The organism is Bacillus sp. NMCC46 (assembly GCF_002998465.1).
Lineage (GTDB): Bacteria > Bacillota > Bacilli > Bacillales > Bacillaceae > Bacillus.
This window is the reverse complement of sequence record NZ_PVQZ01000002.1, coordinates 137517-151560: the sequence shown is the minus strand read 5'-3', so window position 1 is coordinate 151560 and position 14044 is coordinate 137517. Positions and strand designations below refer to the sequence as shown.

General features: G+C 42.3%; 18 protein-coding genes. All 18 read left to right on the top strand.

Going from position 1 to position 14044, the window contains the following annotated elements:
- The first annotated feature begins 1 nt into the window (after position 1).
- On the top strand, positions 2-1132 hold the full coding sequence (locus C6Y01_RS06315) for a S8 family peptidase (protein WP_081311399.1): 1131 nt from the start codon (positions 2-4) through the stop codon (positions 1130-1132).
- Positions 1133-1248: 116 nt separating this feature from the next.
- Positions 1249-1896 carry a stage II sporulation protein M gene (spoIIM, locus tag C6Y01_RS06310; protein WP_034661156.1) on the top strand — a complete coding sequence of 216 codons (648 nt, stop codon included), beginning with the start codon at positions 1249-1251 and terminating at the stop codon, positions 1894-1896.
- 118 nt (positions 1897-2014) lie between these two features.
- Positions 2015-2467, top strand: a complete 453-nt coding sequence (gene fur / locus C6Y01_RS06305) for a ferric iron uptake transcriptional regulator (RefSeq protein WP_003215577.1) — start codon at positions 2015-2017, stop codon at positions 2465-2467.
- 118 nt (positions 2468-2585) lie between these two features.
- Positions 2586-2813, top strand: a complete 228-nt coding sequence (locus tag C6Y01_RS06300) for a YqzK family protein (protein ID WP_003215798.1) — start codon at positions 2586-2588, stop codon at positions 2811-2813.
- A 6-nt stretch (positions 2814-2819) separates the two neighbouring features.
- Positions 2820-3710, top strand: a complete 891-nt coding sequence (xerD, locus tag C6Y01_RS06295) for a site-specific tyrosine recombinase XerD (protein WP_060596771.1) — start codon at positions 2820-2822, stop codon at positions 3708-3710.
- A 151-nt stretch (positions 3711-3861) separates the two neighbouring features.
- Positions 3862-5046 (top strand): phosphopentomutase, encoded by a 1185-nt coding sequence (gene deoB / locus C6Y01_RS06290; RefSeq protein ID WP_095285356.1) that lies wholly within the window; start codon positions 3862-3864, stop codon positions 5044-5046.
- An 11-nt stretch (positions 5047-5057) separates the two neighbouring features.
- Entirely contained in the window at positions 5058-5870 is an 813-nt protein-coding gene (locus tag C6Y01_RS06285; protein WP_034661149.1) for a purine-nucleoside phosphorylase, read from the top strand.
- Positions 5871-6027: 157 nt separating this feature from the next.
- A complete protein-coding gene (locus C6Y01_RS06280; RefSeq protein ID WP_411266053.1) occupies positions 6028-7182 on the top strand; it encodes a D-alanyl-D-alanine carboxypeptidase family protein in 1155 nt (384 codons plus the stop codon).
- A gap of 165 nt (positions 7183-7347) precedes the next feature.
- Complete coding sequence (gene spoIIAA, locus C6Y01_RS06275) at positions 7348-7701, top strand: anti-sigma F factor antagonist (RefSeq protein WP_034661146.1); 354 nt, start codon at positions 7348-7350, stop codon at positions 7699-7701.
- Entirely contained in the window at positions 7698-8138 is a 441-nt protein-coding gene (spoIIAB, locus tag C6Y01_RS06270; protein ID WP_034661145.1) for an anti-sigma F factor, read from the top strand. Before spoIIAA ends, spoIIAB begins: the two co-directional genes overlap by 4 nt.
- A gap of 13 nt (positions 8139-8151) precedes the next feature.
- Entirely contained in the window at positions 8152-8919 is a 768-nt protein-coding gene (sigF, locus tag C6Y01_RS06265; RefSeq protein WP_024422864.1) for an RNA polymerase sporulation sigma factor SigF, read from the top strand.
- 114 nt (positions 8920-9033) lie between these two features.
- A complete protein-coding gene (locus C6Y01_RS06260) occupies positions 9034-9654 on the top strand; it encodes a stage V sporulation protein AA (protein WP_034661143.1) in 621 nt (206 codons plus the stop codon).
- Positions 9644-10060 (top strand): stage V sporulation protein AB, encoded by a 417-nt coding sequence (locus C6Y01_RS06255; RefSeq protein ID WP_034661142.1) that lies wholly within the window; start codon positions 9644-9646, stop codon positions 10058-10060. The genes C6Y01_RS06260 and C6Y01_RS06255 overlap by 11 nt, the downstream gene beginning before the upstream one ends.
- Positions 10061-10080: 20 nt before the next feature.
- The gene (gene spoVAC / locus C6Y01_RS06250; protein WP_034661140.1) at positions 10081-10533 is read left to right on the top strand and encodes a stage V sporulation protein AC; all 453 of its coding nucleotides are present in this window, start codon (positions 10081-10083) and stop codon (positions 10531-10533) included.
- A gap of 12 nt (positions 10534-10545) precedes the next feature.
- On the top strand, positions 10546-11562 hold the full coding sequence (gene spoVAD / locus C6Y01_RS06245; protein ID WP_095285354.1) for a stage V sporulation protein AD: 1017 nt from the start codon (positions 10546-10548) through the stop codon (positions 11560-11562).
- A complete protein-coding gene (spoVAE, locus tag C6Y01_RS06240; RefSeq protein ID WP_024422860.1) occupies positions 11562-11912 on the top strand; it encodes a stage V sporulation protein AE in 351 nt (116 codons plus the stop codon). Before spoVAD ends, spoVAE begins: the two co-directional genes overlap by 1 nt.
- A 6-nt stretch (positions 11913-11918) precedes the next feature.
- Positions 11919-12527, top strand: a complete 609-nt coding sequence (gene spoVAEA / locus C6Y01_RS06235; protein WP_034661137.1) for a stage V sporulation protein SpoVABEA — start codon at positions 11919-11921, stop codon at positions 12525-12527.
- Positions 12481-13953: a spore germination protein gene (locus tag C6Y01_RS06230; RefSeq protein ID WP_034661136.1), complete on the top strand. Its 1473-nt coding sequence runs from the start codon at positions 12481-12483 to the stop codon at positions 13951-13953. The genes spoVAEA and C6Y01_RS06230 overlap by 47 nt, the downstream gene beginning before the upstream one ends.
- Positions 13954-14044 lie beyond the last annotated feature (91 nt).

Below are 14044 nucleotides of genomic sequence, written 5' to 3'. Positions count from 1 at the left end.
TGTGAACGTCAAGTCAATTGGAGCAAGGCTTTGTATGGCAAGTATGATGCTGGCATCGGTCACGTTCGGCGCCTCACATATTTCTGCAAAGGAGCAAGCAAAAAAAGAGTACATGATCGGCTTTTCTTCTTCCGTTCAAGATCATACACAAAAACAGCTTGTCGAAGAAGCTGGTGGGCATGTAAAAGAATCCATAGAGCAAATAGATATGATGAAAGTTTCCTTGAATGAGGCATCGAAAGAGAAACTGAATCAGGCAAAAGAAGTGACCTTCATTGAGGAGGACCAAAAGGCAAAAACAAGCGGTCAAACGATCCCATATGGCATCAAAAGCATCAAAGCACAAAAGGTACATAAACGGGGATACGCCGGACAGAATGTCAAAGTAGCCGTTCTTGACAGCGGCATCGATGGCAAACATGAAGATTTACATGTCACCGGCGGAGTCAGCTTTGTTCCAACAAAGTCAGATCCGCTTGTTGACCCGCATGAACACGGAACGCATGTGGCAGGCACAATTGCAGCGTTAGATAATAAGGTAGGTGTCGTTGGTGTTGCGCCAAAGGCTTCTATCTATGCGGTCAAGGTGGCAGATGAAAATGGTGACGGCTACTATAGCTGGATCATTAAAGGAATTGAATGGGCCATTGAGAATGACATGGATGTCATCAATATTAGTATGGGAGGAGCAAGTGAATCTGAAGCGCTGAAAGAAGCGGTAGATCGAGCATACGACAAAGGGATTCTCATTGTGGCTTCTGCTGGGAATGCAGGAAGTTATGGCTCTCTCAACACGGTTGACTATCCAGCTAAGTACGCCTCAGTGATGGCGGTTGCCTCTGTTGACGAAAGAAAACAAAGAGCCTTTGATTCATCTGTCGGCGAAGAAGTGGAAGTCTCAGCACCGGGCGTTTCAACGCTCAGCACCATTCCTCATAATGAATATGGCTATAAGAGTGGAACATCCATGGCATCACCGCATGTAGCGGGCGCTGCGGCTGTCATTCTATCAAAACATCCGAATTTGACAAACGATGAAGTGCGCGAGAGACTTTCAAAAACGGCTGCAAAGCTTGGAGATCCTTTTTATTATGGTGCCGGGCTTGTGAACGTACAAAAAGCCGCCCGATAAATGATAAGAGGGAGCAGTGTTTAGGCTGCTTTCTCTTTTTTCTTTCAATAAAACTGTCATGTTTCGTAATCTCTCTCATAGAATCTAGTAACCTTTACTATTTGGGAGGAAGACGCATGCGGAAAAAGTCTTGGAAGGAACATCTTCTTCAGCACGTAAAAGACCATCTATCGATTTATTTGTTTGTCTCTGTACTCTTTTTAATGGGCGTGATCTTTGGGGCCATCATCGTTAATAGTATGACAATTAGTCAGAAAGAGGATTTATTCTATTATTTAAATCAATTTTTTGGTCAGCTGACGAATGAGAAAGCAGCAGAATCAAAAGAAATGTTTTTGCAAAGCTTTTTGCATCATATGAAATATTTAGGTCTTATGTGGATACTAGGAATATCTATCATTGGCCTGCCGCTCATCTTTCTCATGATTTTTTTAAAAGGAATTGTCGTTGGGTTTACAGTTGGTTTTCTAGTAAATCAAATGGGGCTGAGTGGTTTTTTCCTTTCGTTCGTATCGGTTCTTCCGCAAAACATATTGCTTATTCCAGCCTATTTAGTGATTGGTACATGTGCGATTGCGTTTTCCATCCGTCTCATTGGGCAGCTGTTCATGAAAAAAACCATCAGTCAAGCACCTGTTCAGTGGTTCGCCCGGTATGCATCTGTTTTGCTGATGATTTTAGCGCTTGCTGCACTTTCGTCCTTTTTTGAATCTTACGTATCTTTCATGCTCATGAAAAAGCTGGCAGGTGTTCTTTTTTCATAATTTTATAATCGTTATTAAATAATAATCAATTTATTTATCAATTTAAAATGATTATAGTTGGCTCTCAGCACATCATTTGATATAATGATCAAGTAATGTGGCGTAGGAGGGAAAGTCAATGGAAAATCGGATTGATCGAATTAAGAAACAGCTTCATTCTTCCAGCTATAAGCTCACGCCACAGCGTGAAGCAACAGTAAGAGTACTGCTTGAGAATGAAGAAGACCATTTAAGTGCAGAAGATGTATACCTCCTCGTAAAAGAGAAGTCTCCTGAAATTGGTCTTGCTACTGTTTATCGAACGTTAGAATTGCTAACTGAACTGAAAGTTGTTGATAAAATTAACTTTGGAGACGGCGTTTCGCGATATGATCTTCGCAAAGAAGGAGCCGCTCACTTCCATCATCATCTTGTCTGCATGGAATGCGGGACAGTCGATGAGATAGAAGATGATTTATTAGAAGACGTTGAAGAGATTATTGAACGTGACTGGAAATTTAAAATTAAGGATCATAGATTGACATTCCATGGTATTTGCCACCGGTGTCATGATGATGAATCCGGCAAATAATCCGAATTGGAACCTTTTCATTTAAGATGAAGAGGTTTTTTGCATTTTCGCTGTATATTCCTTGTCCCACCTGGCATATGCTGAAGTAATGAGAAGCTTGAGAAAGGACATGAAAATCATGCGAAAATGGCTCAAAACAACAGGTGAAGTGATGAAAGTATTCATCTTGTTCACTGGTTTTACCGTCTTGTTCTATTATGCTATGATATGGATAAATTCAGAATATGAAAGCTACCATCGTTATGATAAACCAGAGGGTGCAGCAATTAAAGTGATGGAAATGGATCAGCCGAATCAAGACAACTGGCAAGACCGATTGATTTATTTTTATCAAAACGGGGAGTAGAAATCATTGAACGATCAATTATCCGACTTTATTCATTTTATGACAGTAGAGAGAGGACTCTCTGAAAATACCATTGTTTCTTATAAACGAGATTTACAGAACTACTTGTCTTTTTTAATGACACATGAGCAGCTGACGGATATCAAAGATGTCACGCGCCTGCATATCATTCATTATTTAAAGCAGCTAAAGGAGGAAGGGAAATCGAGCAAAACGTCAGTGCGGCATCTATCCTCGATCCGTTCCTTCCATCAATTTCTGCTCCGGGAAAAAGTGACAACAGATGATCCGTCGTGGAACATTGAAACGCAAAAAACAGAGCGGAAACTACCGAAAGTTCTATCACTAGGGGAAGTCGAAAAGCTGCTTGATACACCAAATCAGCACACTCCCTTTGACTACCGTGACAAAGCGATGCTCGAGCTCTTATATGCAACAGGCATTCGCGTCAGTGAAATGCTGGATCTGACTCTTGCTGATGTTCACCTCACAATGGGCTTTATCCGTTGTTTTGGAAAAGGAAGAAAAGAGCGGATTGTGCCAATTGGTGAAGCTGCTGCAAGTGCGATTGAAGAATATATCGAAAAGGGAAGAAGCAAGCTGTTAAAAAAACAGCCGGCAGATGCCTTATTTCTCAATCATCACGGAAAAAAAATGTCGCGGCAAGGTTTCTGGAAGAATTTGAAAAAAAGAACCATCGAAGCAGGGATTCAAAAGGAACTCACACCCCATACACTCAGGCATTCATTTGCAACACATCTGCTTGAAAACGGTGCAGACCTAAGAGCCGTGCAGGAGATGCTCGGACATGCCGATATCTCAACAACACAAATTTATACACATGTGACGAAAACAAGACTGAAAGATGTGTATCACAAATTCCATCCAAGGGCATAAGTAAAGCATGACACAGTGAACGTGTGTCATGCTTTTTCATGTTTGCGCCGTTTATGGTTGTCAACCGGCTTGTAAACGGTTTATACTTGAGATGTCAGACCTCTCTTTTTGAAAGGTCAAAAGACAAGAATATTGAAGGAGGCGCTTTTTAATGCCTGATTATCAGTATAAACGCATTTTCCTCGTCGTAATGGATTCAGTAGGAATTGGGGAAGCACCCGATGCTGCTGATTTTAATGATGTAGGTGCAGATACACTAGGACATATTGCTGAAAAAATGAACGGGCTTCATATGCCGAATATGGCGAAGCTTGGGCTGAGTCATATTAAAGAAATCAAAGGAATTCCAGCGGATGAAAAACCGCTTGCGTATTATGGAAAAATGCAAGAAGCATCAAATGGTAAAGACACAATGACAGGACACTGGGAAATAATGGGTCTTTACATAGACACACCGTTCAAAGTCTTTCCAGACGGATTCCCAGATGAACTATTAAATGAACTAAAAGAAAAAACAGGCAGAGGCATTATTGGAAATAAACCTGCGTCTGGTACTGAAATTTTAGACGAGCTTGGCGAAGAGCACATGAAAACAGGCGATCTAATCGTCTATACATCTGCGGATTCTGTGCTGCAAATTGCTGCGCACGAAGAAGTGGTGCCATTAGATGAACTTTACCGTATTTGTGAAATTGCACGTGAACTCACATTAGATGAAAAATATATGGTTGGACGCATTATCGCTCGCCCGTTTGTCGGGGAGCCTGGCGCATTTGTCAGAACACCAAACCGCCATGACTATGCTTTAAAACCATTTGACCGTACAGTCATGAATGAGCTGAAAGATGATGGGCTCGATGTGATTGCGATCGGCAAAATCTCTGATATTTATGATGGTGAAGGAATCACATCTTCTCTTAGAACAAAATCGAACATGGATGGAATGGACAAGCTGGTCGATACACTTAAAACAGACTTTACAGGACTCAGCTTTTTAAACCTTGTTGATTTTGACGCTCTTTACGGACATAGAAGAGACCCAGAGGGCTACGGAAAAGCACTAGAGGAATTTGACGCACGACTTCCTGAAGTGTTTGACCTGTTGAAAGAGGATGATCTCCTTGTGATCACAGCAGATCATGGAAATGACCCGGTTCATCACGGAACAGATCATACAAGAGAATACGTTCCGCTCATTGCTTACAGCAAAAAGCATCAGGGAGCAAATGAACTGCCAACAGCAAAAACCTTTGCTGATCTTGGAGCAACAGTCGCAGACAATTTCAAGTCAACGATGCCAAAATACGGCACAAGCTTTTTATCTAAACTCAAATAGGGGGAAATCTCGTGGGAGCACAGTTTTCAGAAGCGGCGGCATACATTAAACAAGCATCGACAAACGTACCAACAGTTGGATTGATCTTAGGTTCAGGGCTTGGCATTTTAGCAGATGAGATTGAAAATCCAATCAAATTGAAATATGAAGATATTCCTGGATTCCCTGTTTCAACAGTAGAGGGTCATGCAGGACAGCTCGTCATCGGGACGCTGAAAGGCACTGTCGTATGTGCTATGCAAGGACGTTTTCACTTCTATGAAGGATATGATATGAAGCAAGTGACGTTTCCAGTCCGTGTGATGAAAGAAATTGGCATTGAGACATGCATTGTGACAAATGCAGCCGGCGGTGTGAATACATCCTTCCATCCAGGCGATCTCATGCTGATTACAGATCATATCAATATGATGGGGACCAATCCATTAATTGGACCAAATGACAGTCAAGGTGTTCGTTTCCCTGATATGTCTGCCCCATACGATAAAGATTTGCTGGCACTTGCAGAAGAAACAGCTCAGCGCTTAGGTATATCTGTACAGCATGGTGTTTATGCAGGGATGACAGGTCCTTCATATGAAACTCCGGCTGAAGTTCGTTTCCTCAGAACACTTGGAGCAGATGCTGTAGGCATGTCAACTGTTCCAGAGGTGATTGTTGCGCGTCATGCAGGAATCAAAGTGCTTGGTATTTCATGCATTTCTAATGCGGCATCAGGTATTTTAGATCAGCCGCTGTCCCATGATGAAGTCATTGAAGTAACGGAAAAAGTGAAAGCGAGTTTCCTTGATTTAGTAAAAGATGTAGTCAAACAACTCTCATAGCATGTTTCAAGAAGCCTTCTGTTTTATCGACAGAAGGTTTTTTTATGGCAATCATACGATCTCTGAATAAAACAGCCTGTATGAGGAAAAAATAGAAAGGATTACGATAATGGAGGTCTGCCACTTGAAACGTCATATATGTGCATTGTTTATTTTAATGATCCTTATCTCAATGGTTTCACCATCAGCGATAGCAAAAGAAAAGATTGAAAAACCAAGAGAAAAACAAACATCAGAATTGGTGCACGAAGCCAAATCAGCGATCTTAATAGAACGTGACACGGGAAAAGTGCTTTACAACAAAAACAGCGATGAAAAGCTTGCACCCGCAAGTATGACCAAAATCATGACGATGCTTCTCATCATGGAAGCCATTGATCAAGGAAAACTGAAAATGACTGATAAGGTTAGAACAAGTGATTATGCAGCATCAATGGGAGGGTCACAAATCTTCCTTGAACCTGGAGAAGAAATGACCGTGAAAGAAATGCTGAAAGGCATTGCGATTGCGTCAGGAAATGATGCTTCAGTTGCCATGGCAGAGCATATTGCAGGGTCTGAAGAACAGTTTGTGGAGCAAATGAACAAAAAAGCAAAAGAACTCGGCCTCACCTCTACGGTCTTTCAAAACCCAACAGGACTTCCTGAAAAAGACCATTACAGTACAGCTCATGATATGGCAAAAATGGCAAAAGAGCTGTTGAAATATGAACAAATCACTAAATTCACAGGGGTCTACGAAGACTATCTCCGTCAAAACACGGATAAAAAATTCTGGCTTGTGAATACGAACCGATTGATTAAATTTTATCCAGGTGTCGATGGGTTGAAAACAGGTTTTACAGGCGAAGCCAAATACTGTTTAACTGCATCCGCTAAAAAAGGCAACATGCGCGTGATTGCAGTTGTCTTCGGCGCAAGTACACCGAAAGACAGAAACGCTCAAGTGGTCAAAATGTTAGACTATGCATTTAGTCAATACACCACTCACCCGCTTTACAAACGAGGACAAGACGTAGCGGAGATCAAGGTAAGCAAAGGGAAAAAGAAAAAAATTCAGCTTGTCACCTCTGAGCCAATCTCCCTTTTAACGAAAAAAGGCGAAAATGTGGATCAGATTAAAAAAGAAATCAAATTGTCTCAGGATGTCACGGCCCCATTCTCAAAAGGAACGGAACTAGGTACAATTGTCTTGAAAAAAGACGGAAAAGTGCTGCATGAAAGCCCTGTAGAAGCTAAAGAAGGAATGGAAAAAGCAGGCGTTTGGACTTTCTTGAAACGAGCGATGGCGGAATTTGTGAAATGGAAATAAAAAAATGTGAAAGGCTGCTGTAATTGGCAGTCTTTTTGCTATGAGTAAGAAGAAAAGAACATCTAAATGTGACGAATGGTCACTAGTTTTGTCATGGTGAAGGATTTACTTGATAAAAAAGAGAAACAATCTTTATCCGAAATTAGAGCAAGGAGGAATAAAAAGATGAGCCTTGAAATTGATTTTCAAGTAAAAGAGAGCGTACTTTGCATTCGGTTAACAGGAGAGCTTGATCATCACTCCGCAGAAACATTGAGACAAAAGGTGACGAATTATTTGGAAACAGAGGACATTCGCCACATCGTGCTGAATTTGGCTGATTTAACGTTTATGGACAGCTCAGGTCTCGGAGTGATTTTAGGAAGATATAAAGAAATTAAGCAGCTTGGCGGAGAAATGGTCGTCTGTGCTATCTCGCCAGCAGTGAACCGATTATTTGATATGTCTGGCTTATTTAAAATCATCCGTATGGAGCCTTCAGAGCAAACGGCATTGCAAACATTGGGGGTGGCATCATGAGGAATGAAATGAACCTGACCTTCTCTGCTTTAAGTCAAAATGAATCCTTTGCAAGGGTGACAGTCGCAGCGTTTATCGCCCAGCTTGATCCGACATTAGATGAATTAACAGAAATCAAAACCGTTGTGTCAGAGGCGGTGACAAACTCCATTATCCATGGCTATGATGGAAATCCAGATGGCAAGGTGCATATCCATGTCACACTTGATGACCATGTTGTGTACCTCACCATCCGTGACGAAGGCATGGGCATTACAGACCTTGAAGAAGCAAGACAGCCGCTATTCACCACAAAACCAGACTTAGAACGCTCTGGAATGGGCTTTACCATCATGGAGAATTTTATGGATGATGTCATGATAGACTCATCTCCAGAAATGGGCACGACCATCCGTTTAACAAAGCATCTATCAAAAAGCAAAGCGCTTTGTAATTAAAGGAGCTGCTCATATGGATGTGGAGGTAAAAAAGCAAGCAAAAAAAGCCCAGCTGTCAAATGATGAAGTCAAAGAGCTCATCAAAAAAAGCCAAGACGGTGATCAGCAAGCAAGAGACCTCCTCGTAGAAAAAAACATGCGTCTTGTTTGGTCCGTTGTTCAGCGCTTTTTAAATAGAGGATATGAACCAGATGATTTGTTTCAGATTGGCTGTATTGGACTGCTGAAATCTGTTGATAAATTTGATTTGTCATATGATGTGAAGTTTTCCACCTATGCTGTTCCAATGATCATTGGTGAAATCCAGCGATTCATTCGTGATGATGGAACAGTCAAAGTGAGCCGGTCACTAAAAGAACTTGGAAATAAAATTCGGCGGGCAAGAGATGAATTGTCTAAGTCTCACGGAAGAATGCCGACTGTCCAGGAAATAGCCGAATATCTTGATATCACACCAGAGGATGTCGTCCTCGCCCAAGAAGCGGTCCGCTCACCGTCATCGATTCATGAAACCGTGTATGAAAATGACGGAGACCCGATTACATTGCTTGATCAAATTGCGGATCATTCAGAAGAAAGATGGTTTGATAAAATCGCCCTGAAAGAAGCGATCAAGGAATTAGAAGAACGAGAAAAACTCATTGTGTACTTAAGATATTATAAAGACCAAACACAATCTGAGGTAGCGGAGAGGCTCGGTATTTCACAAGTACAAGTCTCGCGGCTTGAAAAGAAAATTTTAAAACAAATCCAAATGCAAATGGATCAAAAAGACAGCTAGCCAATTCGGCTGGCTTTTTTTTGTGTGGTAATTACCGGTAAATCAAGTTCTATCGTATGAGAACCATTTTTCACCACATACTATTTTTAACCCATCGTTTAGGAAGTGACTTGGATGGACGGACAAATCTTTCTTCGGCTGCGCCATCGAATCAAGACCGGTAATGATCAGCTCATTTATTTAGAAGATATCGCCCAAATCACTGGTGATGAGTTTGCTGTGCAAAAGCTTAGCAAAATGCCGATATATCATGTCAGTAAAAAGGATCGTCACATCGCCGTTCTTGATATCATGCATGTGGTCAAAACGATCAAAAAAACATGGCCAGACATCGACATTCAAACCGTTGGAGGCGCTGAGGCCATTGTCGAAATTGATACAGGCAAACGCCAGCTTTCTCCCGTTTTATTTGTGTTTGTATGGCTCCTGTTATTTGTCGGAGCGGCGCTTGCCATTATGAATTTCCACGAGGATGTCAGTATGCGGCTCGTTCATATCCGCCTATATGAAATGATCACAGGAAAAACGGTTGAGCATCCTTATTTATTGCAAATTCCATATAGCTTCGGACTAGGCTTCGGCATGATTTTATTTTTCAATCATGTATTTAAAAAGCGTTTAAATGAAGAACCAAGTCCGCTTGAAGTGGAAATGTTTAAATATCAGCTCGATCTCGATCATTATGTCGCCCTCAAAGAAAATAAAGAGACAATGAAAGACATTCATGATCGGTAAGTGGCTTTTTGTCGTGCTTGTTGGACTTGGCGGCGGTTTAACGGTAGGAGCAGGATTTGTGGCATTTCTCACAGTGCTGGGCATCATCCCTCGTTTAATGCAATTAACCAAAACGCAGCGCTTCATACAAGGGTACGAGGCGGCTGTCATCAGCGGGGCGGTCGTTGGCGGCTGGGCAACCTTAAGTCCAATACATTTGCATTTATCCAAATGGCTGGCACTTCCGATCGGTCTTTTAGCGGGCATCTTCGTCGGCATGCTTGCAGCTGCGCTGACTGAAGTATTAAATGTACTTCCTATATTAACGAAAAGAATTGGAATGGACGGGAAAATTGTTTTGCTTCTCATGGCCATTGTCTTAGGAAAGGTATTTGGTTCACTATTTCATTGGCTGATTTATATTTAAGAATTTGGAGGGAACAACACGTGTCGAGTTTAAAAGAGAACTATCCATCTAAGGTGAAAACGTATCAGCCTAAACCTCCTTATGTCCTCAACTGCATCAAGGCTTTTCTTGTTGGTGGATTGATCTGTGCCATAGGTGAGGGGCTGCAAAATTTCTATATTCACTTTTTTGATTTTAATGAAAAGACAGCAGGGAACCCAACCGTAGCGACCCTCATTTTAATTTCTTCTATATTAACTGGTATCGGTATTTACGATAGAATCGGCCAGTTTGCTGGAGCGGGATCCGCTGTCCCGGTGACAGGATTTGCAAACAGCATGACAAGTGCTGCTCTTGAACATAGAAGTGAAGGGCTTGTGTTAGGTGTAGCCACGAACATGTTTAAGCTTGCTGGGAACGTCATTGTTTTTGGTGTCGTCTCGGCATATGTCGTAGGGATCATTCGATACATCTTGGAAAAGGCGTTTTCGTAGGAGGAATGAAACGTGAAACTAACAGGTAAACAATCTTGGGTATTTGAGCACAAGCTTTATGTCAATGCAGAAGGAACAGCTGCAGGACCGAAAGAAAAAGAAGGCCCGATCGGTCATCTAATTGATAAAACATACGACGAAATGCATTGTTATCAAAAGAACTGGGAAATGGCTGAAAGGCAGCTCATGGATGATGCGATATCAACCGCTTTATCAAAAGCAAATTTGCAAAAAAGCGATGTTGATCTTTTGCTGGCAGGAGACTTACTGAATCAAAACGTCACAGCAAACTATGTGGCAAGAGAACTTAAAATCCCGTTTCTTTGTTTATTTGGAGCATGCTCCACATCAATGGAATCGGTCGCCATTGCTTCGGCATTAGTAGATGGTGGTTTTGCAAAAAGAGCCATTGCTGCGACAAGCAGTCATAATGCGACGGCAGAACGCCAATTTCGTAATCCGACAGAATACGGCGGACAAAAACCAGATACAGCGACAAGTACAGTGACTGGGAGCGGGGCCGTTATTATCAGCCAAGAGCCCTCCCAAATTCAAATTACAAGCGCAACTGTGGGACGAGTTATGGATCTTGGGATTACAGACCCATTTGACATGGGGTCGGCAATGGCACCGGCAGCAGCAGATACCATCAAGCAGCATTTAGAAGATCTAGGGAGAACGGTTGACGATTACGATCTTATTTTAACAGGTGATCTATCTGGCATTGGCTCACCGATCTTAAAGGATCTGCTCAAAGAAGACGGCATTCAGCTCGGCCGAAAGCACGATGATTGCGGATTAATCATCTATACACCCGATCAAAACGTGTTCGCTGGAGGCAGCGGCTGTGCGTGTTCAGCTGTTGTGACATTCAGTCACATCTTTCAAGAAATGAAGGCAGGGAATTTGCAAAGAGTACTGGTTGTCGCAACCGGGGCACTTCTCAGCCCGACGATGGTCCAGCAAAAAGAGACCATTCCAACCATTGCGCACGGTGTCGTATTTGAGCGTGCAGGAGGAGAGAGCTAATGGATTATCTTATCGCTTTTGTTGCAGGCGGACTTATTTGCGTCATTGGCCAGCTTTTACTAGACGTACTCAAACTTACGCCTGCACATGTCATGACCACCTTTGTTGTGGCGGGTACCATATTAGACGGTTTCGGTATTTATGATAAATTTATTGAATTTGCTGGTGCGGGCGCAACCGTACCAATCGTCAGCTTTGGTCATAGCTTGCTTCATGGGGCGATGCATCAGGCAGATGTACACGGGTTCATCGGAATCGGGATCGGTATTTTTGAATTAACTTCTGCTGGAATATCAGCTGCGATTTTATTCTCATTTATTGTCGCTCTTATCTTTAAACCGAAAGGATAACCTAATATGGGGCAAAGACGGAAAGTCATTTTAGTGACAGACGGAGATATATATGCTGCCAAAACCATTGAGCTTGCTGCTAAAAAAGTCGGTGGACGATGTATTTCCAGCTCAAAAGGAAATCCAAGCAAACGGACAGGGCCTGAACTTGTACAGATGATTTTAAAAACGCCGTATGATCCAGTGTTTGTCATGTTTGATGACTCTGGCCTGACAGGTGAAGGAACAGGGGAGACGGCGATGAAGCATGTGGCACGTCACCCTGAAATTGAAGTCATAGGAGCGATCGCCGTTGCATCCAAAACGCATCAAGCTGAATGGACAAAAGTTCATGTTTCCATTGACCGGGAGGGTGAACTGACAGAATACGGTGTCGACAAGCATGGTCTTCCTGAAATGGAGCCTCATAAAATGAGCGGGGATACAGTGTATTGTCTTGACTCGCTCCATCTTCCGTTTGTTGTTGGGATTGGAGATATTGGCAAAATGGGACGTAAAGATGATCTGAGCAAGGGATCTCCGATCACAATGAAAGCAGTTGAATTAATTTTAGAAAGGAGTGGTTTCCATGAAGAAAGACAAGGTAAACGTGTACCGAGACCCGAAGAAAAATGAAGATTACTTCAAGGAAAATGTCGGAATGGGTCTCAGCTTTGACCTTGGCGTGCGGAAAATTTATATACACGATCAGGAAATCCAACTTTACTATGTAAACGGACTGTGTGATACACAGTATGTCATCTACTTATTAAAAGAGCTAATTGAAATCAATGACAACGAACCTGAATCAGATGATCTGGCACGTGTGGTCGAGAACCGTCTAGTCAATCAGCAGGTCTCAAAGGTTGAAACGCTCGATGAAGCGGTAGACCAAGTACTGTCGGGGCTTGTGGCAGTTGTAGTAGAAGGTGAAAACTACGCATTTATCATTGATGTCAGAAGCTATCCTGGCAGAATGCCAGAGGAGCCGGATACAGAAAAGGTTGTCCGGGGCGCAAGAGACGGCTTTGTTGAAAACATTATTGTCAATACAGCGCTCATACGAAGACGGGTGCGAGATGAAAAACTGAGATACAAAATGCTCAAAGTAGGCGAACGTTCGAAAGCGGATGTATGTGTTTGCTACATTGAAGATATTGCGGACCCAGATCTTGTCGATATTATAGAGAAAGAAGTATCAGGAATCAAAGTCGATGGGCTGACGATGTCTGATAAAACGATTGAAGAATTCATTATTAAACAAGGATACAATCCCTTTCCCCTTGTACGCTACACCGAGCGTCCAGATGTCGCCGCTAACCATATACTAGAAGGTCATGTCATCATCATTACGGATACATCTCCTAGTGTCATCATTACGCCAACCACCATTTTTCACCACGTTCAGCACGCAGAAGAATACCGCCAGGCACCTGCAGTTGGTACGTTCCTAAGATGGGTACGCTTTTTAGGCATTTTATGTTCAACGTTTCTTTTACCGATTTGGTTTCTGTTTATCCTCGAACCAAGTCTTCTGCCGGATCATTTAAGCTATATTGGCTTTAATAAACCTTCTCATATCCCGGTCATATTACAAGTATTCCTTGCTGATTTTGGGGTGGAATTTTTAAGGATGGCAGCGATTCATACGCCAACCGCTTTGTCGACCGCCATGGGGCTGATTGCGGCTGTTTTAATTGGACAAATCGCCATTGATGTCGGTTTATTTACGCCAGAGGTCATCTTATACGTCTCACTAGCGGCTATCGGGACATTTACAACGCCAAGCTATGAGCTGAGTGTCGCCAATAAGATTGTACGACTCATCATACTAGCACTCGTTGCGATCTTTAAGCTGAATGGACTCATCATTGGTTTTACGTTGTTAATCATATATTTAACATCCATACGTTCATTGCAGACGCCTTATATGTGGCCGTTTCTTCCTTTTAATGGGAAAGCTTTATGGCAAGTGTTAATTCGGACGTCTGTTCCTGGCTCAAAAGTAAGGCCAAGCATCGTTCACCCTCAAAACAGATCAAAAATTCCGCCAAATTCTTAACGCTCATTGAAAGTGGCTGAAGATTGTGATATTGTATTTTTAACTTTGAGAAACGGCAAAAGGCAGCTCACGCAGCTGTCTTTTTTCAGCC

Bases quoted from the DNA above. Each gene is read 5' to 3' on its own strand.
- spoIIM (WP_034661156.1), top strand. From the start codon at position 1,249: ATGCGGAAAAAGTCTTGGAAGGAACATCTTCTTCAGCACGTAAAAGAC.
- C6Y01_RS06255 (WP_034661142.1), top strand. From the start codon at position 9,644: ATGATCGGTAAGTGGCTTTTTGTCGTGCTTGTTGGACTTGGCGGCGGT.
- spoVAE (WP_024422860.1), top strand. From the start codon at position 11,562: ATGGATTATCTTATCGCTTTTGTTGCAGGCGGACTTATTTGCGTCATT.
- C6Y01_RS06300 (WP_003215798.1), top strand. From the start codon at position 2,586: ATGCGAAAATGGCTCAAAACAACAGGTGAAGTGATGAAAGTATTCATC.
- C6Y01_RS06280 (WP_411266053.1), top strand. From the start codon at position 6,028: ATGATCCTTATCTCAATGGTTTCACCATCAGCGATAGCAAAAGAAAAG.
- C6Y01_RS06230 (WP_034661136.1), top strand. From the start codon at position 12,481: ATGAAGAAAGACAAGGTAAACGTGTACCGAGACCCGAAGAAAAATGAA.
- spoIIAB (WP_034661145.1), top strand. From the start codon at position 7,698: ATGAGGAATGAAATGAACCTGACCTTCTCTGCTTTAAGTCAAAATGAA.
- deoB (WP_095285356.1), top strand. From the start codon at position 3,862: ATGCCTGATTATCAGTATAAACGCATTTTCCTCGTCGTAATGGATTCA.
- spoVAEA (WP_034661137.1), top strand. From the start codon at position 11,919: ATGGGGCAAAGACGGAAAGTCATTTTAGTGACAGACGGAGATATATAT.
- C6Y01_RS06260 (WP_034661143.1), top strand. From the start codon at position 9,034: ATGGACGGACAAATCTTTCTTCGGCTGCGCCATCGAATCAAGACCGGT.
- fur (WP_003215577.1), top strand. From the start codon at position 2,015: ATGGAAAATCGGATTGATCGAATTAAGAAACAGCTTCATTCTTCCAGC.
- spoIIAA (WP_034661146.1), top strand. From the start codon at position 7,348: ATGAGCCTTGAAATTGATTTTCAAGTAAAAGAGAGCGTACTTTGCATT.
- sigF (WP_024422864.1), top strand. From the start codon at position 8,152: ATGGATGTGGAGGTAAAAAAGCAAGCAAAAAAAGCCCAGCTGTCAAAT.